General features: G+C 34.9%; 22 protein-coding genes. 8 read left to right on the top strand and 14 right to left on the bottom strand.

What is annotated here, in order from left to right:
• Nucleotide 1: 1 nt before the first annotated feature.
• Nucleotides 2-295 carry a ferritin family protein gene (locus tag G581_RS0106840; RefSeq protein ID WP_028845194.1) on the bottom strand — a complete coding sequence of 98 codons (294 nt, stop codon included), beginning with the start codon at nucleotides 293-295 and terminating at the stop codon, nucleotides 2-4.
• 148 nt (nucleotides 296-443) lie between these two features.
• Between G581_RS0106840 and G581_RS0106835 the strand changes: the two genes are divergently transcribed.
• The 3 genes from G581_RS0106835 to G581_RS0106825 are packed head-to-tail and all read left to right on the top strand — an operon-like array spanning nucleotide 444 to nucleotide 3552.
• Nucleotides 444-779 (top strand): YtxH domain-containing protein, encoded by a 336-nt coding sequence (locus G581_RS0106835; protein WP_028845193.1) that lies wholly within the window; start codon nucleotides 444-446, stop codon nucleotides 777-779.
• Nucleotides 776-3112 (top strand): endonuclease MutS2, encoded by a 2337-nt coding sequence (locus G581_RS0106830; RefSeq protein WP_028845192.1) that lies wholly within the window; start codon nucleotides 776-778, stop codon nucleotides 3110-3112. Before G581_RS0106835 ends, G581_RS0106830 begins: the two co-directional genes overlap by 4 nt.
• The gene (locus tag G581_RS0106825; protein ID WP_028845191.1) at nucleotides 3109-3552 is read left to right on the top strand and encodes a TIGR00725 family protein; all 444 of its coding nucleotides are present in this window, start codon (nucleotides 3109-3111) and stop codon (nucleotides 3550-3552) included. Before G581_RS0106830 ends, G581_RS0106825 begins: the two co-directional genes overlap by 4 nt.
• Here the strand turns inward: G581_RS0106825 and G581_RS0106820 are convergent.
• From G581_RS0106820 to G581_RS0106795, 6 genes are all read right to left on the bottom strand, one after another.
• On the bottom strand, nucleotides 3547-5430 hold the full coding sequence (locus G581_RS0106820) for a two-component system sensor histidine kinase NtrB (protein WP_156875224.1): 1884 nt from the start codon (nucleotides 5428-5430) through the stop codon (nucleotides 3547-3549). The two genes, G581_RS0106825 and G581_RS0106820, sit on opposite strands and share 6 nt — an antisense overlap.
• Before the next feature lie 102 nt (nucleotides 5431-5532).
• Nucleotides 5533-6183, bottom strand: a complete 651-nt coding sequence (locus tag G581_RS0106815) for an ATP-binding cassette domain-containing protein (RefSeq protein WP_028845189.1) — start codon at nucleotides 6181-6183, stop codon at nucleotides 5533-5535.
• Nucleotides 6174-6884: an ABC transporter permease gene (locus tag G581_RS0106810; RefSeq protein WP_028845188.1), complete on the bottom strand. Its 711-nt coding sequence runs from the start codon at nucleotides 6882-6884 to the stop codon at nucleotides 6174-6176. The genes G581_RS0106815 and G581_RS0106810 overlap by 10 nt, the downstream gene beginning before the upstream one ends.
• A complete protein-coding gene (locus G581_RS0106805) occupies nucleotides 6881-7690 on the bottom strand; it encodes an ABC transporter substrate-binding protein (protein ID WP_028845187.1) in 810 nt (269 codons plus the stop codon). The genes G581_RS0106810 and G581_RS0106805 overlap by 4 nt, the downstream gene beginning before the upstream one ends.
• Before the next feature lie 42 nt (nucleotides 7691-7732).
• Nucleotides 7733-8575, bottom strand: a complete 843-nt coding sequence (locus G581_RS0106800) for an ABC transporter substrate-binding protein (RefSeq protein ID WP_028845186.1) — start codon at nucleotides 8573-8575, stop codon at nucleotides 7733-7735.
• A 55-nt stretch (nucleotides 8576-8630) separates the two neighbouring features.
• Complete coding sequence (locus G581_RS0106795; protein WP_028845185.1) at nucleotides 8631-9035, bottom strand: winged helix-turn-helix domain-containing protein; 405 nt, start codon at nucleotides 9033-9035, stop codon at nucleotides 8631-8633.
• A gap of 246 nt (nucleotides 9036-9281) precedes the next feature.
• Between G581_RS0106795 and G581_RS0106790 the strand changes: the two genes are divergently transcribed.
• The 3 genes from G581_RS0106790 to flgE are packed head-to-tail and all read left to right on the top strand — an operon-like array spanning nucleotide 9282 to nucleotide 12084.
• Nucleotides 9282-10340 (top strand): flagellar hook-length control protein FliK, encoded by a 1059-nt coding sequence (locus G581_RS0106790; protein ID WP_028845184.1) that lies wholly within the window; start codon nucleotides 9282-9284, stop codon nucleotides 10338-10340.
• A 14-nt stretch (nucleotides 10341-10354) separates the two neighbouring features.
• Entirely contained in the window at nucleotides 10355-10768 is a 414-nt protein-coding gene (locus tag G581_RS0106785; protein ID WP_028845183.1) for a flagellar hook assembly protein FlgD, read from the top strand.
• A gap of 14 nt (nucleotides 10769-10782) precedes the next feature.
• Nucleotides 10783-12084, top strand: a complete 1302-nt coding sequence (gene flgE, locus G581_RS0106780; RefSeq protein ID WP_028845182.1) for a flagellar hook protein FlgE — start codon at nucleotides 10783-10785, stop codon at nucleotides 12082-12084.
• A gap of 41 nt (nucleotides 12085-12125) precedes the next feature.
• On the opposite strand, the gene tyrS is transcribed toward flgE, so the two are convergent.
• From tyrS to yajC, 6 genes are read right to left on the bottom strand one after another with little or no spacing between them, the layout of a single operon-like run.
• Nucleotides 12126-13337 carry a tyrosine--tRNA ligase gene (tyrS, locus tag G581_RS0106775; protein WP_028845181.1) on the bottom strand — a complete coding sequence of 404 codons (1212 nt, stop codon included), beginning with the start codon at nucleotides 13335-13337 and terminating at the stop codon, nucleotides 12126-12128.
• An 11-nt stretch (nucleotides 13338-13348) separates the two neighbouring features.
• A complete protein-coding gene (panB, locus tag G581_RS0106770) occupies nucleotides 13349-14143 on the bottom strand; it encodes a 3-methyl-2-oxobutanoate hydroxymethyltransferase (protein WP_028845180.1) in 795 nt (264 codons plus the stop codon).
• Nucleotides 14140-15813, bottom strand: coding sequence for a single-stranded-DNA-specific exonuclease RecJ (gene recJ, locus G581_RS0106765; protein WP_028845179.1), 1674 nt, complete (start codon nucleotides 15811-15813; stop codon nucleotides 14140-14142). Before recJ ends, panB begins: the two co-directional genes overlap by 4 nt.
• A gap of 1 nt (nucleotide 15814) precedes the next feature.
• Nucleotides 15815-16720 (bottom strand): protein translocase subunit SecF, encoded by a 906-nt coding sequence (gene secF / locus G581_RS0106760; RefSeq protein WP_038065410.1) that lies wholly within the window; start codon nucleotides 16718-16720, stop codon nucleotides 15815-15817.
• Nucleotides 16717-18339 carry a protein translocase subunit SecD gene (secD, locus tag G581_RS0106755; protein ID WP_028845177.1) on the bottom strand — a complete coding sequence of 541 codons (1623 nt, stop codon included), beginning with the start codon at nucleotides 18337-18339 and terminating at the stop codon, nucleotides 16717-16719. The genes secF and secD overlap by 4 nt, the downstream gene beginning before the upstream one ends.
• A gap of 9 nt (nucleotides 18340-18348) precedes the next feature.
• Nucleotides 18349-18705: a preprotein translocase subunit YajC gene (gene yajC, locus G581_RS0106750; RefSeq protein WP_028845176.1), complete on the bottom strand. Its 357-nt coding sequence runs from the start codon at nucleotides 18703-18705 to the stop codon at nucleotides 18349-18351.
• A gap of 147 nt (nucleotides 18706-18852) precedes the next feature.
• On the opposite strand from yajC, the gene uvrC reads away from it, so the two are divergent.
• Nucleotides 18853-20625 (top strand): excinuclease ABC subunit UvrC, encoded by a 1773-nt coding sequence (gene uvrC, locus G581_RS0106745; protein WP_028845175.1) that lies wholly within the window; start codon nucleotides 18853-18855, stop codon nucleotides 20623-20625.
• On the opposite strand, the gene G581_RS0106740 is transcribed toward uvrC, so the two are convergent.
• Nucleotides 20609-21268, bottom strand: coding sequence for an ATP-binding protein (locus G581_RS0106740; RefSeq protein ID WP_028845174.1), 660 nt, complete (start codon nucleotides 21266-21268; stop codon nucleotides 20609-20611). The genes uvrC and G581_RS0106740 overlap by 17 nt on opposite strands.
• Before the next feature lie 214 nt (nucleotides 21269-21482).
• Between G581_RS0106740 and G581_RS12440 the strand changes: the two genes are divergently transcribed.
• Nucleotides 21483-21569, top strand: an 87-nt coding sequence (locus tag G581_RS12440) for a transposase (protein WP_420835049.1), incomplete at its 3' end; no start/stop codon positions are given.

Below are 21569 nucleotides of genomic sequence, written 5' to 3'. Positions count from 1 at the left end.
GTTATTCCTCATCTTCTTCTAATAGTTCTTCTACCTCTTCCTTGCCTTCATCAAGTTCGTCTTCCTGTTCTTCGTCATTCATAAGAAGCAAAGTAAGAAACTCACCAACATGAGTTTTTTCTTCTCTTGCAATGTCAAGAAAAATAGCTTTCATCTTTTCATCTTTTGTTAAAGATGAAAGTTGTTCATACAGATTAATTGCATCAAATTCAGCAATAATAGCGATCCTTAATATCTGTCTGTCAAGATCTTCATCTGCAATATTTTCCAATGAAAAAGGAATTTTAGAAAGCATATAACACCTCCGGGTTTTTATTTTTTAATTTAAATAATTATAGCTGAAATAAATACGGTATGGCTACAAAATTTTATGGTAATTAGAAAGAACAATTGATAATAAAAAGTGTTAAAATGGAATATAAATATAAATTAAGGAGGCAGACATGAAAGAAGAAGGTAAAATTTTAGCAGCATTCCTTTTTGGAGGATTTATCGGAGCAGCAGTAGCGCTTTTATATGCACCACAATCTGGACAGGAAACAAGAAAGGATATTAAAAAGAAAGCAAAAGAACTTAAGAAAAAAACAGTAAAAGCAGCTGAAGACCTCTATGATGAAATTGAAGAGATTTCAGAAATGTTAAAAGAAAAAATTAACGATATGAAAGAGCGCGGACAGGAATTAAGTGCTGACACTAAAAAAGAGATTTTAAACCAGATTGAAAAGCTTTCTAAAATGATTGATGAAAAAAAGAAAAAGCTTCTGGAGAGGCTTGATTGATTGAAGATCAACCTCTTAAGGATTTAGATTATTTTAAAGTTTTAAGTGTAATAGAAGAATTTACAAATTCAGAAGCTACAAAAAAATCCATTAATAAAATTTATCCTTTTGAGAGCTTTGAAGAAGTAGAAAACTCTCTAAAGGAATTTGTAGATTTAAAAGAGTTTGTTGACAAAGGCGGACAGCTCCCTGTCTCGCCTTTCCCTGATGTTTATCCATTAATTGAAAGGGCAGAAAAAGAAGGAGCTTTCTTCGAATCGCAAGAACTCACAGTATTTTTAAAAATTCTGAGAGTCCTAGATAAAATTTCTCCACTAATTGAACAATTTTTTAATTTCCATTATCTCAATAAAAAAATTAAAAATATTCTTGAAAACAACTTACTCGTAGGACAGCCATACATGCTTGAAAGGCTGGGAAACACAGTTGATGAAGATGGTAATCTTCTTGATACAGCATCTCCAGCTCTTAAATACATCAGAAAACAGATTAAGATAACAGAGGAACGAATAAAAAATAAACTGGAAGAAATAATAAATCGTCCAGATATAAGTGTCTTCCTTCAGGACAGATTTATAACAAAAAGAAACAATAGATGGGTTATTCCTGTAAGAATGGACTCAAAGGGACAGGTCTCTGGAATTGTTCATGATATTTCCCGTTCTGGCGAGACAGCCTTTCTTGAGCCATATGAAATTGCACATTTTTCTAAAAAGCTGGAAGAACTTTTAATTGAAGAAAAGCTGGAAGAGATAAAAATCTTAAAGGATATCTCTTTTGACATTTGTCAGATTGCTGAAACTCTTCAAAAAGAGTTTAATCTGCTTGTTTATCTTGATAAAATGCATTCAATATACAACTTCGCTAAAAAGTTTAATGCAGAGGTACCCGAACTAAGCGTACAGCCGCAGATAAGACTCATTAATGCAAAACATCCTGTCCTTATGCTTTCAAAAGACAAGGTTGTTCCACTTCATTTGGAACTTAAAGACAAAAAAGTTCTTGTTATTACAGGACCTAATGCAGGAGGAAAGACTGTAGCCATAAAAACAATAGGACTTCTTGTAAGCATGGCCATTTCAGGACTGCCAATTCCAGCAAGTCCATCCTCAACAATTCCGTTTGTTAAAAAAATATATGTTGACTTTTCTCATGAAGGCTCTATAGAAGAACATCTTTCAAGCTTTGCATCTCATATTGTAACTCTTAAAAATATTATTGAACAGGCTGACATAGACAGTCTTGTTATCCTTGATGAGATAGGTACAAACACAGACCCTGAAGAGGGCTCTGCTTTAGCATGCGCAATTCTTGAAGAGTTGAAAAATAAACAGGCATTTACTTTTGCAACAACGCACTTAAGCAAAGTTAAAGTTTTTGCTATGGCTGATAAGAATATGGAAGTGGCATCAATGCTTTTTGATGAAAGCAATATGACTCCACTTTATAAATTAAGCATTGGTAGTCTTACGCCTTCCTATGCACTTGAAGTGGCTCAGAAGTATGGTTTTCCTGAAAAAATTATTCAGAGAGCTTATGCACTCAAAGGCATGCAAAATAGAAAAATATATGAACTAATGGATGAACTTGAAAAACTTAAAAGGCAATACAATGAAAAACTACAAGAAATTGAAAAAATTAAAACTACTCTCATATCTGAAAAGGAGAAATTAGAAAAAGAAGTTCTTTTAGCCGTTGAAAATAAGAAAAAACTTATTGAACAGGCAAAAATAGAGGCTCAATCAATGCTTAAAAAAATGAAAGCAGAGATTAACTTGCTTTATGAAGAAGCTAAAAAAGCAGACAGAAAAAGACTTAAAGAAATATCCCACAAAATTTCAGAGATTTCAAGAAGATTTAGGCCTGAAGAAGTTAAAACCGTTGAACAAATCCAACTCGGTGATGTTGTGAAAATAAGAAGCCTTAACTTATCAGGGAAAGTTTTAGATATTGACAATGAAAGAGCCAGAATTCAAACAGACACCGTGCAGATAGAAGCAAAGATTAATGACCTTGAAAAAATGCAATTCTGGCAAAATAAGGAAAGAAAAATTAATATAATAACCCACCCAGAACGCAATGGAGAAGCGACACAAAAAAAACTGGATATTCGCGGTTTAAGAGTTGATGAGGCAATTCCTTTAATTGAAAGATTTTTAAATGAACTCTCTCTGAGCGAATTTTCAACAGGAGTTATTATTCACGGCATCGGTAAAGGTATCCTGAGAGATTCTGCAAGAGAGTTTTTGAAAGACCATCCATTAGTTAAAACTTTTTCAAAAGGCTCTCCCCAGGAAGGAGGAGATGCTGTTACAATTGTTGAATTAAAATGAAAACAGCCGGCGTCATAGGGGCTGGTAACGCTAACACGCAACTTTTAGAATTAGCAGAGAAAGTTGGCAGGCTTCTCGCACGAAATGGATTTATCGTAATTACTGGAGGTTTAGGCGGAGTGATGGAGGCAGCATCTCGTGGTGTGTGTGCTGAAGGAGGGATAACTGTAGGTCTATTACCAACAGACAGTAAAGCAGATGCAAATCCTTATGTTAAAATACCTATTCCTACAGGGCTTGGAGAGATAAGGAATGCTTTAATCGTAAGAGCCTCTGATATTTTAATTGCAATTGGAGGACAATACGGCACTCTAAGTGAGATAGCTCTGGCATTAAAAACAGGGAAAAAAGTTATAGGCTTAAACACATGGCATATTCCAGGCATTATAAAAGCAACTTCAGCAGAAGATGCTGTGGATATAGCTTTAAAATTATTATAGTTGAACAGGAATATAAATTTTGAATGTAGTCCCTTTGTTCAACGCACTTTGAACTTCTATAAATCCTTCATGGTCTTTGATAATTCTATAAACAATTGACAGACCAAGCCCTGTACCCTGTGATCCTTTTGTTGTAAAAAATGGCTCAAATATTCTTTTCATTGTCTCTTCATCCATACCCGTACCTGTATCTGATATAGAAAGCAATACAAATTTTTTATCTAACAGTAGAGCAGTTCCTGTTTTAATTGTTATTGTTCCGCCATCCTTCATAGCATCTTTTGCATTTGATATTAAATTCATAATAAATTCTTCAAATGCCTCAATATCAAACTTGATCTGAAGTGGTTGTTCTGAAAGGTCATAAACTATCGTTATCGTATTACCAACGTATACCTGCAATTTTGTCTTCATTGAACCAATAACAGCATTTAAATTAAAAATCTGCATATCATATTTCCTCTCTCCAGTAACTGTTAGCAGTTCTTTTATAAGATATGTCGTTCTTTTGGATACATTTATTATTTGTTGTAAAGCGTTCTTAACAAAATCATCTGTAACTTTTGCTTGAGCAAGAATCGCAAATCCCTGAATTATATTAATTAAATCTTTAAATCTATGCACTGCTTCACCAAGACAACGCCTTACAGACTCAAAATATTCAGCTTCCTTCATTTTCTTTTCTATCTCTTTATTTTTTATAATACTTACAGATGCTTCAGATATGGCTTTGCTTAAATGTCCTATCTCATCATTTCTTTCAGCATATTTATTTAAAGCCAATTCTCTAATCCCCATAAATTTCACTTCTTTTGAGATGTCCAGCAAAGGGGTTATATATCTTTTGGCAATATATAAAAATGCACATGATATCAACAATAAAGTGAAAAGAGATTGATAAAATAGATAAAAATTAAGATGTTCTGTTATAACTCTGTTCGGTGTTAAAATCACAAGGGAAAGTTCTTTATTGGCAGTCTTCCACCTTTCAATATTAACGAACCACTTATTTTTCTTAAAATGTACTCTGGTAAAAGATTTATCAAAATTGTCTGAGTTCAGTATACTGTAAAGCAATGGGAAATCTTTTTTATTTACAGTATAAATTTTTCCAGGCTCTGGTTTTACTTCATCTGTAAAAGCTATGACATTGTCATCATAATATTCATTATTTTCATGAGAAATAAGATAGAGCTTTGCATGTGGGTGGATATGTTGCTTTATGTGAGTTAAAAATTCTGATAAATCTTTTATCATTATGTCTGTGCCGATAACTTTTTTAGAGGGTCCACATAATAGCATCAAAGATGCAGTTACTCCGGGGTCTTTGGTTGTTCTTAAAATATATTCTTTACTCCATTGAATCTCTTGATTTAGTATTGTCTCGTTATACCAGATTGTATTTCTGGGGTCAAAGTTATCTTTAATTTTACTTTGTTTCGTTATTTTTCCATTATCATTCAGAGTATGCCATGTTACATATCCACTATCCTCTGCCTTTTTGAGTCTATTTAACCATCTACCTTTATCATTTAAAATCAAATACCCATTTCCCTTATCATCTCCATAGTTTATTGATGTTACATGGGGGTACTTTTTCATAAAGTCCATCAATAATCTGTTAGTTTTTTCAACGTCTTTAAAATTTAAAACATCACGGCAGACAAGACTCTGAATATTGTATAAAAAGGTTTCAACGGGTCTGGTGAAGTTTTCAATTTCTTTTTTTAAAAGACAAGAGGCGGTGTAAAAATGTTTATTGAGATAAACCTGATATAGATAATAAGAAAAAAGATAGTTACTTATGGAAATGGTTGCAACGAGGACTATCATTGTTATTACAAAAAACCACTTAATACTTATTATATTTTTAGGCATTCTGGTTAGATTATACATATAATATAAAAATTTTACTATTAAAGCTTTAATATAGCTGGCAGGCTTCTTTAAAGAGCTTCTATGCGAAGGACAGGGCTCCAGTTACGAAACAAGTTTACCATCATTGAGAAATAATACAAAATCTCCAGCTCTTTTTGCTGAAGATGTGTCATGTGTTGACATGATTACGATTGAGTTACGATTCTTTTTTAATTGAATTATTATATCCTCTATAATTTTTGTATTTTCAGTATCAACAGAGGCTGTTGGTTCATCAAGAAACAAAATCTCTGGTTCTAAAACAATAGCTCGTGCAATTCCCATTCTTTTTATTTCTCCACTTGAAAGAGTAAGAGCATTCTGATTTTTTTTATGAAGTAAGCCGACAAAATCCAGTGCCTTTTCAACTCGTTCTTTTATTTCTTCTCGTTTCATTCCTCTTATTTTCAGTCCATAGGCAATATTCTTGAATACTGTTGTATTGAAAGCTCCGATATTTGGCAGAACAAGTGTAATTCTTCTCATCAGATTTAAATCATTCTGTAACGCTTTGTTATCTTCAAAATAATTAACCTCACCAGTATCAGGCTGTTCTAAAAGCGCACAGATTCGTAAAAGTGTGGATTTCCCTGATCCATTGGGTCCCATCAAAACATATATTCCGCTTTTATCAAAGGAAAATGAACAATCCTTCAGGACTTCTTTACCATTGTAAAATTTCTTGATTTTTGAAATAACTAAATTTAAAGCCATTGATGTTTGATAACTCCCTTTTTCTGAAATGAAAATAAAACAAAATTTATTGCAAAGGAGATTAAAAGCAGTATTATTCCAAGTGCCATTGCAAGCTCAAAGTTGCCCTTGTCTGTTTCAAGGGCAATTGTGGTAGTCATAACTCTTGTATATCCTGCAATATTCCCACCCACAATGAGTATTGATCCAACCTCTGCCATCACTCTTCCAAAGGCTGCAACAACAGCAGCTATTATTCCATATCGTGCTTCCCTTATTACTGTAAGTGTTATTTGCAGAGAAGTCGCACCGAGCGTTTTAGCAGCCAGCCTTACATTTGAGTCAACCTTAACGCATGCCGAATGAGTAAGAGCTGCAACAATTGGAAATGCAAGAATGCTTTGAGCAATAACCATTGCGGTGGGAGTATACAGCAAGCTTAAAAAACCAAACGGACCACTCCGAGAAAGAAGAAGATAGAGAAAAAGGCCTACAACAACAGGTGGAAGTCCCATAAATGTGTTAAGTATAGTGAGTACTGCTTGCCTGCCATAAAATTTCTTCAGTCCTGCAAAAGCTCCTATTGGAATTCCTGTAATTGCTGCAATAAGGAGAGCTCCTCCTGAAACTTCTAAAGAAAGACATATAATCGTGAGGAGCTCTCTGTCAAGATTAACAATAAGATAAAATGCCTGCTTAAAAGCTTCTAAAATAAAATTCATTTTGCATTCGGGATAAATAGCTGATTCCCGTACTTATCTTTAAATGAAGCAATGGCTGCCTGTCCTTCTTTTGATATAATCCAGTTTATAAACTGCATTGCTTCGTTATATTTAACATGCTTGTGTTTCTCTGGATTGACCGCCATAACTCCATATTGATTGTATAATACCGGGTCACCTTCAAACAAGATTGCCAAATCCTGTTTATCCCTTATTGCAAGCCATGTTCCTCTGTCTGAAAGAGTATATGCACGCTTTTCATTTGCAATTCTTAGAGTTTTCTCCATTCCCTGTCCAGCTTCTAAATACCATTTTTGTCCTTTCGGATTAATACCAGCAGTTTCCCATAGCTTCAACTCTTTTACATGAGTACCGGAATTATCTCCCCTTGAAACAAAAAAACTTTGGGATGCAGCGATTTTTTTGAATGCTTCAGTGGCAGAGTGAGAACCTTTTACTTTTGCAGGATCATTTGGAGGACCAACTATAATAAAGTCGTTATAGCATACATCATGACGATTTACAAACCATCCTTCCTTTACTGCCTGAAGCTCAAGCTCCTTGGCATGAACAAAAACAGCATCAGCATCGCCTCTTTTACCCATCTCTATCGCTGCTCCTGTTCCTCTTGCAACAACTTTAACTTTTATGCCAGTTTTCTTCTCAAACGATGGTAAAATATAACTCAACAATCCTGAATTTTCTACCGAAGTGGTTGTAGAAAGAATCATTACATTTTCCGCTGCCTGAGCATTAACAGCAAACATAATTAATCCAGCTAACAATAAGCTTAAAAAAATCTTCATCTTAACCCTCCTCCTTTGTAATTTTTAAGCAGGCATTTTATCTTATTCTTCATATTGTCTGGCATAGTTGGCACCATTATAAAAGGCTTCTTCATATTGATCTTTTCCGAAGTTTCCTATAATGCTCTGACCTTTTTCAGAGACCAGAAAGTTTATAAATTTTTTCGCTATAGGGCTACAATTTCCCTGACAGAGAGCATGATAAACATTCACAAGAAGTTTGTCTCCTTTGAAAAGGACTTTTAGATTGGGTAAATCCTTTTTCATCATTATCCAGGTGCTGCTGTCAGTCATAAAATAGGCTTTCTCATCATTAGCTCTTTTTAAACTCGCACTCATAAAATCCTTTGTAATAATGTACCAGTCTCCCTGTGGTGAAATACCTGCCTTTTGCCATATTTCCATCTCTTTTTTATGAGTACCGGAATTATCTCCCCTTGAAACAAATTTAGCCTTTGCATTACTAATACGCCTGTAAGCCTCTATAACATCCTTAGCTTCTGAAATTCTTGCTGGATCATTGATTGGTCCAACAATATATAGTTCATTCGACCCAATAAGGGTTCTATTTGAAGCCCATCCTTCCTTAATAGCCTTTTTTTCAGCCTCAGGAGCGTGAACCATAACCATATCAACTTTTTTATCTTTTAAGAGCTTCAAAGCTTCTCCTGTGCCAGCTTTTATCCAGCAGAGAGTAGCATTTTCTTGTTTACTGAACTCTTCACCAAGTACTTTTAAAAGTCCGAGTTCACCAGGACTTCCAGTAGCCACTGAAATTTTATTTAGTCCTTTTCCATACACTTCTGTACATTTCTGTTCGGCATAAAGACTTCCACTTACCAGAAAAATTAAAATAAATAATAGCATTGTTACTAATTTTTTCATCTTACACCACACCTCCATTATATTTATTTAAACATAACGATAATTATAAAAAAATCTAAACATCAAACTTTTTAATCTTTTCTGAAAAAAATTTCTTTAAACTTTTATGAATGCTCCAGAATTGCTCAATTGCTCGTTCACCAGCCTCTGTTAAAATTGTACCACCACCATCTTTACCACCTACATGAGTTTCAATAAATGGTTTACCAGCCTGTCTGTTCATTGAAGTTATAAGTCTCCACGCATGTCTGTAAGACATATTCATTGACTTTGCAGCTTTTGAAATAGATCCGTATTGTTTAATTCTTTCAAGTAAAGCAATTCTCCCATATCCAAGAAAAGTGCCTTCATGACCTTCAATCCAGAATTTTCCTTTTAATGTATAATTTTTATGTATATCACTTCCTATTATACAAGACTGATGTAGATCTTTTAGTCCTTTTCTACCACTCTTTTTCATAAAGTATTGTAATAAAATATAATCTGTTTGTCAATGCGTGATTTGTTTGCTGAGATTTACTGCTAATTATTTCTGCGCATTCGTAATTTAATAACAGAAAAGTCTTCCAAGTAGGAAATTTTTTCCTTTATCAATGACTAATTTTTATTTTTTGAACTAATAAAAAAGTTATATTTTAAAACACTGTCAATACTGAAAGTTCCTTTTTGATATCTGGTATGGAAATTGATATTTCTTCATCATAATATGATGATACTGAATAATTTAAATTTAAACGGACTGAATATTTCAGATATGCAAAATAATATATCATCTACCCAGAATTTAGGTATTGATGCATTTCTTAATGAACTTTTAAAGATTCTGTTTGAAAGCAAGAATTCAAACATTAATGATGATTTAATGGTACTACCTGCTGGAGCATTGCCATTTTCTCTTGTTTTACAGAACAATCAGAATTTTTCTGGAGTTTTACAACTTGATGATAATGTCAAGTCTGAACTTTTAAGTTTATTTCAAAATGGTAATCTTAATATGGAAAAGTTATCATCATTGCTGCAGAACATGAAAATAATGCCAGTAAGTGAGGATTTTAATTCCATAAACGCCAGTGTAATGAAAGAGTTGCCTATTGTGAAAGACTCTAATATAACAGCTAAATCTTTTACAGATAATTCTACCATCGTGAAGAATGAAACAACTAAAGAATTGGTTTCTATGAATATAGATAAAAATTCGTTATCTCTTGATAAAGGATTTTCTGTTTCTCTGCCGACCAGGCATGAGACTGATAACAGTACAAGAGTTTTGCAATTTTTAAGCGACAAAGTTGAAACATTGACAAATCTTCAACATAAAACAGATGAAAAAAATTTCAATGATACTCTATCTCAGCTTAATATCATGCATAATATTTCAAATACTGCACCCAAAAATCCTCAAAAAATCGAACTTTCTGTTTCTAATATTCAAAATCTATCAGATATTGTTTTTAAATCAGTATCCACTTCGCAGAAATCTATTACTGTCCAATTAGAACCCCCAGAGCTCGGGAAAATATTAATCCGAATTTCTATGGACAGTTCAGGCATAAAAGCTGATATGAAAGTTGACTATCCTCACATAAAGGAGATGATTACAGGATTAATTCCAGAAATAAAAAGCAACCTTGAATCAAGAGGAGTGAAAGTTTCTGACTTTCTGCTTGATTTAACAAAGGACCATCGAGGATACAGTGATTCTTATAATGGACAGAGTCAGCAAAAATATAAAGGTAACCAGAAATTTTTTGAATACTTTGCATAATCAGGAGGTGCAAAATGTCAGATGTAACATCAATATTTAACAATCCGCTTTATACAACACAGGAGAAAACAACTGCTACCGGCAACAACGCAATTGACAAAGAAGCATTTCTCAAACTTCTTACAGCTCAACTTAAGTATCAGGATCCGTTAAATCCAATGGATAATACACAGTTTGTAAGTCAGCTTGCAATGTTTTCTGCGTTAGAACAAGTTGTTAATATCGGAGACACTTTGAACAACTTTATTTCTACCAAGACAAATGAAGATGCATTAACACTTGGAGCCAATCTTATAGGTAAAACAATTATAACAACCGATTCAGAAGAGTTTACAGTGAAAGGAATAAGCTATCAGGATGGCACACTTTCAGTTGATGTGGGAAGCAAAACTCTAACAATTGATAAAATTCAGGGAATAAAAGCTTAGGAGGTGAATAATCCGTGCTAACATCACTTTTTACAGGAATAAGTGGACTTAATGCCAATGGTGTGGCTTTATCAGTAATTGGCGATAATATTGCAAATGCAAATACGCCAGGATTTAAAGGAAGTAGAGCTAACTTCGGAGACATTCTGAGTCAAACTCTAGGTGGCGCATCGGCAATGCAGGTTGGTCGTGGAACAATGATTGTTGATATTCAGAAATTGTTCACACAGGGAACTCTAGAGTCAACATCAAATCCTCTTGATCTGGCAATTGATGGAGATGGATTTTTTATTGTAAAACAGACAAATGGTCCCACCTATTACACACGTGCAGGACAGTTTCGTCTTGATAAAAATGGCTATGTTGTTGATCCAAATGGATACAGGCTTCAGGCATATCAGATGGACCAGTCTGGCAATCTAACAGGTACCATAAGCGATGTTCATCTTGCAGGATTGATGAGTAACCCTTCAGCAACAACCAATATAAATATGCAGGTAAATCTGGACTCAAGAGACGATACCAAAACATGGAGTTTCACTTCAGGATCTGATTTGCCAGATTCTTCATCATATAATTATTCAAATGCAATTACAGTATATGACAGTCTTGGAAACTCACATCTTGTTTATACCTATTTTGTAAAAACTTCAACAGCGAATCAATGGGAAGCTCATGTTATATATGATGACGGAACTAATCCAAATCAGCCAAACTATACAGAAATAGATTTTGATACCGCAACTGCAGGAACTCAACCTATACAATTGCAGTTCAACTCTAATGGCACGCTTCAGAGTATCACTCCTGACACTTCTACACAGGCTAATGCTGTATCGTTTGATTTTTCTGCATGGGGCGCTACAAATCCTCAAAATATCACTTTAAATTTTGCCGACTCAACTCAATATGGGTCTCCAAATGCTATTGTATTTCAAACTCAAGATGGATATTCTACAGGTAATCTAATAGGCGTCACTGTTGATCAGAATGGTGTAATGTCAGGTGTATTTACAAACGGCCAGGTAAAAAAAGTCGCACAAGTAGTTCTTTCCAAATTTGTAGCTGCACCCAATCTCACAAAAGTGGGTAAAAATTTATTTCTTGAATCTTACAGCTCAGGTGGCCCAATATATGGAGCACCCGGTACAGTAGGAGTTGGTACAGTATATTCAAACTCACTTGAAGCAAGCAATGTTGACCTTGCAGAAGAATTTGTCCGAATGATTGCCGCACAAAGAGGTTATCAGGCAAATGTTAGAGTAATAACAACAACAGATAATATGTTAAATGACCTTATGAGTATTGTAAGGTAGATTGTAGCACTCCCCGGAACAGCTCCGCTCCGGGGAGTTTTTTAGTTAATTTTTATCTTTAAAAATCTTCTTTTGCCAACCTTTACAACATACTCGCCTGCTTTAAGCTTTATATCAGGATTATAGATCTGTTTATCATTCACTCTTACAGCACCCTGTTTAATGAGTCTTATTGACTCTGATGTACTTGCTGTAACGCTTTGTTCTTTAAGAATTTTTGGCAACCAGACTCCGTCCTCCTCAGCCTTCATTTCAACAACCTGAATATCTTCAGGCACTTCTTTCTGTTTGAAAAGCCTTATAAAGTTTTCTTTTGCCTTCTGTGCCTTATCCTGACCGTAATATCTCGTTACAATTTCAATTGCGAGAGCCTCTTTTGCGTCTCTTGGATTAATTCTGCCTTCTTTTATATCTTTTTTAAGTTGATTAAGCTCTTCTATTGATATATGACTTAAAAGTTCATAATATTTAAGCATAAGTTCATCATTAATTGACATTATCTTGCCAAACATAGTATCAGGTGATTCATTTATTCCAATATAATTTCCAAGACTCTTTGACATTTTATGAACTCCATCAAGCCCTTCAAGAAGAGGCATTGTTATTATCACCTGCTCTTCCAGTCCATATGTCTTCATAAGCTGCCTTCCCATAAGAAGATTAAACTTCTGATCTGTGCCTCCAAGCTCGATATCAGCTTTTAAATGAACAGAATCATAGGACTGAAGCAAAGGATATAAAAATTCTAAAATTGAGATTGGTTTCCCTTCCTGAAAACGCTTTTTAAAATCCTCCCTTTCAAGCATTCTTGCAACAGTTTCTGAACCTGCAAGTCTGCACATATCAAGAGCAGACATACTACCAAACCACTCGCTGTTAAACATTATTACTGTCTTTTCTGAATCAAGGATTTTGAAAACCTGCTCTTTATAAGTTTCAGCATTGCTTAACACTTCATCCCTTGTAAGAGGTTTCCTGGTTTCAGTTTTACCAGATGGGTCTCCAATCATTCCTGTAAAATCACCAATTAAAAAAATCACTTTGTGTCCAAGTTCCTGAAACTGCCTCATCTTCTCAAGTAGCACAGTGTGCCCAAGATGAATATCTGGAGCTGTAGGATCAAAACCCACTTTTATTTTTAAAGACTTGTTCTCTTTATATGAGCGTTCAAGCTTCTTTTTTAAATCCTCCTCAAGGATTATCTCAACAGTTCCTCTTTTGATGATTTCTAATTGTTTATCAGGTTCAAGCATGCTTTGCCTCCTTAAAATGAATGCTCCTTATCGGGAAATTCTCCTCTTTCAACCTCTTCTTTATACTGTTTTAGCGCCTGTAAAATATCTCCTCTTATGTTTGCATATTTTTTCACAAACTTAGGTGTGAATTTTTCAAACAAACCAAGCAAATCATGAATTACCAGAACCTGACCATCACAATAAGGACCTGCGCCAATACCAATGGTAGGAATTTGAAGTGTCTCTGTGATTTCTTTTGCTAATTTTGACGGAATAACCTCTAATACAACTGCTATTGCTCCGGCCTCCTGTAATATTAAAGCATCGTCCTTTATTCTATTTGCCTGCTCATCTGTTTTGCCCTGAAGCTTATATCCACCCATTCTCAACACAGCTTGTGGAGTTAATCCTATGTGTCCCACAACAGGAATTTCAGCCTCTGTAATTGCTTTTACATGCTGTAAGATTTCTCTTCCTCCTTCAATTTTAACAGCATGAGCACCTGCCTCTTTAATTAACCTGCCGGCATTTTCAACTGCTTTATCAACTCTGATTTGATATGACATAAAAGGCATATCAGCAACAATCATAGCTCTTTTTGTTGATCGAGCTACAATTTTTGTATGATAAATCATTTCTTTCATTGTTACAGGCAGTGTTGTATCATTTCCCTGAACAACCATTGAAAGAGAATCACCCACAAGAATCATATCTATTCCAGCTTCATCAACAAGATGAGCAAAGGGATAATCATAGGCTGTGAGCATTGTAATTTTTTGCTTTTGCTGCTTTTTATTCAAAAGATCAGTTACTGTAAATCTCATCCCTGTGACCTTCGTAATGCTTTAAGATGAAGCTGTAACGTTTTCATGCCCTCCCACTCATTCATAGTGGGAGTAAAAGCAGCATCAACAAGGCATCCTTCAAGGACATTTTCTTCTCCCATATCAAATCCTATGCTTGAGACAGTACTACCATTCTGTCTCAAAAACATTTTAAGATGATTATTACCCACTTTCCTTAAATTTACCACAGTTAGATCTTTTGCTCCAAAAACAGGTTCTCGATTTCCTTCTCCAAAAGGTTCAAGAAGTTTTATTTCTTCAGTTACTTTTTGATTTATTTCTGAAAGGCTAACAGCTGCATCAAGACAGAGAATATTTTTATCGTCCAAAACCTGATCCCTGATAATACTGCAAACTTTTTCTTTAAACTTTGTAAGGTTTTCTTTTAAAAGTGTCATACCTGCTGCCTGTTTATGTCCACCGAATCTTACGAGTAAATCTTTGCTGTTAATCAGAAGTTCCTGAAGATTAACATTTGCCGGGCTTCGAGCTGAACCTTTCGCTTTTTCATTCTGAACAGAAAAAATGAACACAGGCCTGTTGAATCTTTCAAGAAGTTTACTTGCCACTGTTCCAGCAACTCCAGGATGCCAATCCCCCCATAAAACAATTACTGGTTCGTCATTAAATTCTTTTGTAAGCTTTTCTTCAACTTCCTGCATAATTTTTTCTTCTGTTTTCTGTCTTAAAGAATTTATCTGGTTTAACCATTGACCGAGCTTTTCAATCTCATCCGATTGTTCTGAAATTAAAAATTTGACAACATCCTGAGCATGATCAATCCTTCCAGGTGCATTAATTCTTGGAATAAGATAAAAGCTAAGATGAAATCCTTTAAGGCTGTTTGAGTTTACACCTGTTATATCTTTTAACCTCTTTATAGATGGTCTGACAGGAGTTTCGATAAGTCCCCAGCCATGCTTTATTAATGCTCGATTAGTAGTATTAAGAGGTACCATATCAGCATAAGTTCCGAGTGTTACAAGGTCAAGATACTCCATTGCATTGTCTCTGTTTAATGCCATGGCAAGCATAAAAGCAACCCCAACTCCTGCAAGGCATTGATAGTACAAATTTTCATCGATTTTTGGATTTACTATAAAGAGAGCATCAGGTAAAATTAACTCTCCATTTACTCTTAAAGGTTCATGGTGATCAGTAATAATTACATCAATTCCTTCTTTTTTCGCATACTGAATAGTATCGAAATCTTTTATTCCACAGTCAACAGTTATAATCAGCTTTGCTCCCATTTTTCTGGCTTTTTCAATGCTCGCAGTGCTCAAACCGTATCCGTGATGAATTCTATGTGGAATGTGATAAAAAACCTGAGCTCCCATTTTATGCAAAGTATCATACAGAATTGCTGTTGATGTCAGTCCATCAGCGTCATAATCCCCATTAATGAGAATCTTAACTCCGTTAGATATGGCTTGATTTATTATTTTTACAGCATCATAAATCCCGGAAATTTCAAATGGGTCAATTCTATCGATTGAAGGATTAAGAAATGAATAAATTTCATCAATGTCTTTAAGTCCTCTTGATACAAGAACCTGTGCAAGTGGCAGAGATATGTTTAAGGACTGCGATATATACTGAAGATATTCTTGATTTGTCTTAACAACAACCCATTCACTGTACTGCATTTTATCTCTTGATCAGAGAGTTTTTACCAATCAAAAGCACCACAGGACTTGCTATAAATATTGATGAGTATGTTCCAATGATTATGCCGAGCATCATAGCAAGTGCAAAATCGTGCAATACCTCTCCTCCAAAGAAAAATAAAGCTAAAGCTGAAATAAAAGTTGTAAGAGACGTTATAATTGTTCGTGATAATACCTCATTGATGCTCTTATTCATCAATGCCTCGAGTGTTACATTGCCTTTTGCAACTTTGCCAAGATTTTCACGGATTCTATCAAAAACAACGACTGTATCAGTAAGAGAATAACCCGCAATTGTTAAAAGAGCACTTATAAATATCAGGTTGATTTCCTTGTCAAGAAGATAGAAAATTCCAAGTAAAGCCATAACATCATGAAATGTTGCAATTGTAGCGCCTATGGCAAAATGAAACCTGAATCTTATAGCAATGTAAAGAAGAATTCCAAGAGTTGCAGCCAGAATTGCAAGTAATGCATCCCTCTTTGTACGTTCTCCAATTTTTGGTCCTATTGCAGTCACTGATTCAATAATTGGCTCTTTAGTTACAAGACTGTCCTTCAATGCTTTTTCGATTGTATCCTGAGCTCCTTCCTCTTGCTTCTTTAGCTTTATTAGAATCTTCTTTTCTGTTGGAAGCTCCTGTATATCAGCATCTTTTATTTGCACCTGATCAAGAACTTCTCTTACTTCGGCAAGTGTTACAGGCTGTGAGAATCTCACCTGCAGGCCTAATCCACCAGCAAAGTCAACTCCTAGATTTGCATTGCCAGCATGAATATGAAAGATTGCAACTAATCCAAGAACTATCATTGCACATGAGAAAATCAGGGCGAAATATTTTTTACCTAAAAAATCAATATTTGTTTTGCCAAGAAAATGTATCATATACTCAGGCTCTTACGCTCCTTTCCAATATAAATAAAGTCAAAAACAGTTTTTGTACCTATCAGAGCTGTAAAAAGATTTATTGCAACACCAAGAGTCAGGGTTACAGCAAAACCTTTTATAGGACCGGAACCAAAATGAAAAAGTACCGCTGCCGTAATAAGCGTTGTTATATGAGAGTCAAAAATAGTCCAGAAAGCCTTTTTATATCCAGATTCAATAGAAGCTTTCGGAGTTTTGCCAAGTCTGAGTTCCTCTCGTATTCTTTCAAACATTAAAACATTTGAGTCCACAGCCATTCCTATAGCCAGAGCTATTCCTGCAATACCTGGCAGGGTAAGTGTTGCATTTAATGCAGCAAGAGCACCAATGAGTAGAATAATATTCAATACCAACGCAAGATCAGCAATTAAACCACTCAGCCGATAATAAAAAATCATAAACAAAGCAACAAACAAAGCTGCAATTATCACAGCCATTTTGCCAGCCTCAATTGAGTCTTTTCCAAGAGTAGGTCCAACAGTTACATTCTGAATAAGCTTTACAGGCGCAGGAAGAGCTCCTGCCCTTAACACAATTGCTAAATCTTTCGCCTCTTCAAGAGAAAAACTTCCTGTAATCTGAGCATTTCCTCCTTCAATTCTTTCCTGAATAACAGGCGCAGAGTAAACATTCCCATCAAGAATTATGGCAAGTCTATGTTTGACATATTTGGCGGTAATATCTTCAAAAATTTTTGCTCCGGCATCATTGAATCTTAATGATACATATGGTTCATTAAATCTCTGATCAATGCTTATATGAGCCTCTGCAAGCAGATCACCTCTAAGAAGTGCTTCTTTTTTCACAATATAAGGCCTTTTATAAACCTCACCTGTTTCTTTATTTACAATTTTTTGAAAAACTATTTCATCAGACTCAGGAATTTTAGTACTCCATTGTTTAAGAAAATCGTCTTCCTCTCCAACTTTTATCAATGAAGGAAGCTCCTTCCATAAAGGAGTTTCTTCATCAAGAAGCTTAAACTCAAGTTGAGCTGTCTTGCCAATTATTTCAACAGCTTTCCTGGGGTCTTTAACTCCTGGCAGTTGAACAACGATTTCATTTTCACCCTGACGATGTATTGTTGGCTCACTAACACCAAGCTGGTCAATTCTATTTCTAATTACCTCAATAGCCTGCTCCACAGAGTTTGTTTCAACTTTTTTAAGAGCAGACTCTGGGAGCTGAGCTACAATACTGTTTTCCTTTTCAGAGAGAGACAGGTCTGGATAGTTTTCTCTTATTAATTTTTTTATTTCATCATTTCCAGGATGGATATATATCTTTTCTCCTTCAACCTTGAGGGATGATTTTAGTCCTTTCTTGTCCAAAAGATTTTGAAGATGCATGCCAATTCTCTCCACTGTTATCTGTCGCGCTCTGTTGAGGTCAACCTCAAAAATCAGATGAGAACCACCCCTTAGGTCAAGACCAAGAACAATTCCTTTATTAGGCATATTTTTCTTCCACCACTGTGGCATATAGTCAAATAGCGGAGTGTTCGGCAAAAAGAAAATTACTGCAACCAACACCGTTAAAACTATTAATACTATTCGCAAATAAATGCTTTTTCTCATAAAACAGTATTAATCCTCGTCAGTTGAGGGCCTCAATGCTGCAATTGATTGTTTTGATAGTTTAACCTTAACATTTTCAGCAATCTTAACAACTACAGTATTAGGATTCACGCTTTCAACAACACCGTATACTCCTCCAACAGTTATCACCTTATCTCCTCTTTTAATATTGTCAAGCATCTGTCTATGCTGTTTTGCCCTTTTCTGCTGCGGTCTTATAAGAAGGAAATAGAAAATAACGATGATTAAAATCAAAGGAAGGAGACTTGCAACAAGACTCATAATCGGATCCCCCTGTCCTCCAGCACCTCCCTGTGGAGCAGGTCCCATTGCATAAGCATTAGATATGAAATTTAAAAAATTCATAATTCACCTCCAAAATTTTTAAATCTTTTTATAATAGCAATCATCCATAAAAAATCGCAAGTTTATATAATAGTAGAGCTGTATGTTTAAGCCAATTTTTCAGACTCAAAGTATCTGGATACAGCAAGTTTGAGATAAAATACTATTATGATAGAACTTGCAACAGTTCCTGCTCTGCCAGGAGTATATTTGTTCAAAGATAAAAAAGGCAGGATTCTGTATGTAGGGAAAGCTAAGATTTTGAGAAACAGGCTAAGAAGCTATTTTCATGGTGATCTTGATCCCAGAAAATCAAAAATGGTTGAGCTTGTTAAGGATTTTTCATATATTGTAACATCAAACGAATTTGAAGCTTTAGTTCTTGAAGCAAACCTCATAAAACAGTATAAACCACCTTTTAATGTATTGCTGAGAGATGATAAGAGCTATCCATATTTAAAAATAACGATAGCTGAACAATGGCCCAGGATTGAGGTTGTGCGTAAACCGAAAAAAGATGGAAATTTATACTTCGGTCCTTATGTTCCTGCTCAATCAATGTGGGAAGCTTTGTCTTTTATCAGAAAAAACTTCCCGATAAGAACATGTAAATATAATCTGAGCAAATCAATAAGACCATGTGTGCAATATCAGATGAAAAGATGCCCTGCTCCCTGTGCAAAACTCATCAGCAGGGAAAAATATATGAAAGGCATTGAAGAGGTTATTTTATTTTTAAAAGGACAAAAAAAGCAGTTATTAAGCATGCTATATGAGAAAATGCAAAAACTTTCTGATGACCTGAAGTTTGAGGAAGCTGCAATGGTGAGAGACCAGATTAAAAGGCTCGAAAAAATTTTTACAGAACAGAGGGTTGTACTACAAACCTTTGAAAACATTGATGTTATAGCTACTTATACTGAAAACTCAAAAATATCTGTGAATATTCTTTTTGTAAGAAACGGTTTGCTTGTAGGTTCAAAGGATTATATTGTAAAAAAGGCTTTTTATGAAACTAAAGAAGAATTAACTATTTCAATTATTGAAGCAGTCTATTCAAAAGAGGCTTTAATCCCTCCACCTATCATAGTTTTACAAAGTATTCCTGACAATATAGATGAAATTAAACAATGGCTTAAAGACAAAAGAAATGACATAGTTGAATTGAGAAAACCCACTACGAATGAAGAAAAGTCTTTGCTCAATATGGCATTGAACAATGCAACAATTCATCTAAAATCAAAAAGCTCATCGCATGAAACAATCCTGAACGAGCTTAAGGAGAGACTTAATCTCAGAGACACTCCGTCAAGAATTGGAGCTTTTGATGTTTCAACACTTTTTGGAACTCATTCTGTTGGAAGCTTTGTTTATTGGGAAGATGGAGCATTTAACAAAAACCTCTACCGACATTTAAAAATAAAAGAAACTCCTGGAATTGATGACTACTCTTCAATGAGGGAGATTGTTTTCAGAGTTATTACTAAATTTGACACTCAGGAAGGTGTACCAAAACCTGAATTAATCTTAATTGATGGAGGAAGGGGACATCTCAATACAGCTCTCAAAGTTGTAAAAGAGTTAAAAGCAGAAATGAATGTTTTTGCAATTGCAAAAGAGCCAGATAGACTTGTATTTTCTGATGGAAGGAAAATATCTCTGGATGATAAAAGACCTTCATCTCTGCTTTTAAGGAAAATCAGAGATGAGGCACATAGAGTTGCAATTAGCTATCATAAGAAGTTAAGAAAAAAAGCTTCATTTGAATCAGTTCTTGAAAAGATTGCAGGAGTTGGTAAAAAAAGAAGACTTACTTTACTTAAACACTTTGGCAGTATTGCCAGGATAAAATCTGCAACTGAAGATGAAATAGCTACACTTCCTGGATTTAATCTAAAGCTTGCAAAAAAGGTTATTGATGAACTTAATAAATCTTCATAGTTCCATCAATATCAATCAATTTTTCGCTCAAGGTAATGTCTTTATCTGATAACTTCAATGCCTCTTTAACAATCCAGGTAAGACCTCCACAGCATGGAACTGCCATTCTTAGCACTGTAACTGATTTGATGTTATTTAATTTAAAAATGTCTGTCAGTTTTTCCATATAAAGTTTTGCGTCGTCAAGTTTTGGACAGGCGATAATCAATTTTTTATCTTTACGAATATCGCTGTGGAAGTCAGCATACGAAAATGCCGTGCAGTCTGCAGCAATAAGAAGATTACAATTTTTCAAAAATGGAGCATTTACAGATACAAGCTTGAGCTGAATGGGCCAGTTTGGGAGTTTATGATTTTTGGCAAAAGAGTGACACTCACAGGATGGAGTTGAATGACTTTTTAAAAATTCAAGATGTTTTTTTGTCTCTTCTTCATTGAAAGGCACAGCCTCTGTTTCAACTATTGTTATTGCTTCCTTTGGACAGCTTCCAAGACATGCGCCAAGTCCATCGCAGTAAATCTCATCGACAAGCTTTGCCCTGCCATTTACAATTTGAATGGCACCTTCAGCACAGGCATCAACACAGGCTCCGCAGCCATCACATTTTTCTTCATCAATATGGACTATCAGTCTTTTTATCATAGTCTTATCCCCCTTGATTATCTTTGTTATTCTAATTTTATCCTGTTAAAGCATAAAAAAATATGATATAGGTCATAAATAGTCCTTTCCCCTGCAAAAATGGCTAAAAGAATTAAGGAAAGAAGTGAACTTGCTACAATTTAGTAGACAAAAAGATAAGGCAACTATAAAAATAAGTAGAAAGGAGTAGAAAGGAGTAGAAAGGAGAATTACGATGATTAAAAGGAGAGTTTACACAAAAGAATTTAAGATTGAAGCAGTAGAACTTACTTTAGATTCTACAAAGACAGTAAAAGAGATT

This window comes from Thermodesulfovibrio thiophilus DSM 17215, assembly GCF_000423865.1.
GTDB classification, from domain to species: Bacteria; Nitrospirota; Thermodesulfovibrionia; order Thermodesulfovibrionales; family Thermodesulfovibrionaceae; genus Thermodesulfovibrio; species Thermodesulfovibrio thiophilus.
Note: the sequence above shows the minus strand (reverse complement) of the source record. Positions and strands in the feature narration are given on the sequence as shown.

What these genes read in the sequence shown, in the direction of transcription:
- G581_RS0106840 (WP_028845194.1), bottom strand. Translation starts at nt 295, where the DNA reads ATGCTTTCTAAAATTCCTTTTTCATTGGAAAATATTGCAGATGAAGAT.
- G581_RS0106835 (WP_028845193.1), top strand. Translation starts at nt 444, where the DNA reads ATGAAAGAAGAAGGTAAAATTTTAGCAGCATTCCTTTTTGGAGGATTT.
- G581_RS0106825 (WP_028845191.1), top strand. Translation starts at nt 3,109, where the DNA reads ATGAAAACAGCCGGCGTCATAGGGGCTGGTAACGCTAACACGCAACTT.
- G581_RS0106820 (WP_156875224.1), bottom strand. Translation starts at nt 5,430, where the DNA reads ATGCCTAAAAATATAATAAGTATTAAGTGGTTTTTTGTAATAACAATG.
- G581_RS0106815 (WP_028845189.1), bottom strand. Translation starts at nt 6,183, where the DNA reads ATGGCTTTAAATTTAGTTATTTCAAAAATCAAGAAATTTTACAATGGT.
- G581_RS0106810 (WP_028845188.1), bottom strand. Translation starts at nt 6,884, where the DNA reads ATGAATTTTATTTTAGAAGCTTTTAAGCAGGCATTTTATCTTATTGTT.
- G581_RS0106805 (WP_028845187.1), bottom strand. Translation starts at nt 7,690, where the DNA reads ATGAAGATTTTTTTAAGCTTATTGTTAGCTGGATTAATTATGTTTGCT.
- G581_RS0106800 (WP_028845186.1), bottom strand. Translation starts at nt 8,575, where the DNA reads ATGAAAAAATTAGTAACAATGCTATTATTTATTTTAATTTTTCTGGTA.
- G581_RS0106795 (WP_028845185.1), bottom strand. Translation starts at nt 9,035, where the DNA reads ATGAAAAAGAGTGGTAGAAAAGGACTAAAAGATCTACATCAGTCTTGT.
- G581_RS0106790 (WP_028845184.1), top strand. Translation starts at nt 9,282, where the DNA reads ATGATGATACTGAATAATTTAAATTTAAACGGACTGAATATTTCAGAT.
- G581_RS0106785 (WP_028845183.1), top strand. Translation starts at nt 10,355, where the DNA reads ATGTCAGATGTAACATCAATATTTAACAATCCGCTTTATACAACACAG.
- tyrS (WP_028845181.1), bottom strand. Translation starts at nt 13,337, where the DNA reads ATGCTTGAACCTGATAAACAATTAGAAATCATCAAAAGAGGAACTGTT.
- panB (WP_028845180.1), bottom strand. Translation starts at nt 14,143, where the DNA reads ATGAGATTTACAGTAACTGATCTTTTGAATAAAAAGCAGCAAAAGCAA.
- recJ (WP_028845179.1), bottom strand. Translation starts at nt 15,813, where the DNA reads ATGCAGTACAGTGAATGGGTTGTTGTTAAGACAAATCAAGAATATCTT.
- secF (WP_038065410.1), bottom strand. Translation starts at nt 16,720, where the DNA reads ATGATACATTTTCTTGGCAAAACAAATATTGATTTTTTAGGTAAAAAA.
- secD (WP_028845177.1), bottom strand. Translation starts at nt 18,339, where the DNA reads ATGAGAAAAAGCATTTATTTGCGAATAGTATTAATAGTTTTAACGGTG.
- yajC (WP_028845176.1), bottom strand. Translation starts at nt 18,705, where the DNA reads ATGAATTTTTTAAATTTCATATCTAATGCTTATGCAATGGGACCTGCT.
- uvrC (WP_028845175.1), top strand. Translation starts at nt 18,853, where the DNA reads ATGATAGAACTTGCAACAGTTCCTGCTCTGCCAGGAGTATATTTGTTC.
- G581_RS0106740 (WP_028845174.1), bottom strand. Translation starts at nt 21,268, where the DNA reads ATGATAAAAAGACTGATAGTCCATATTGATGAAGAAAAATGTGATGGC.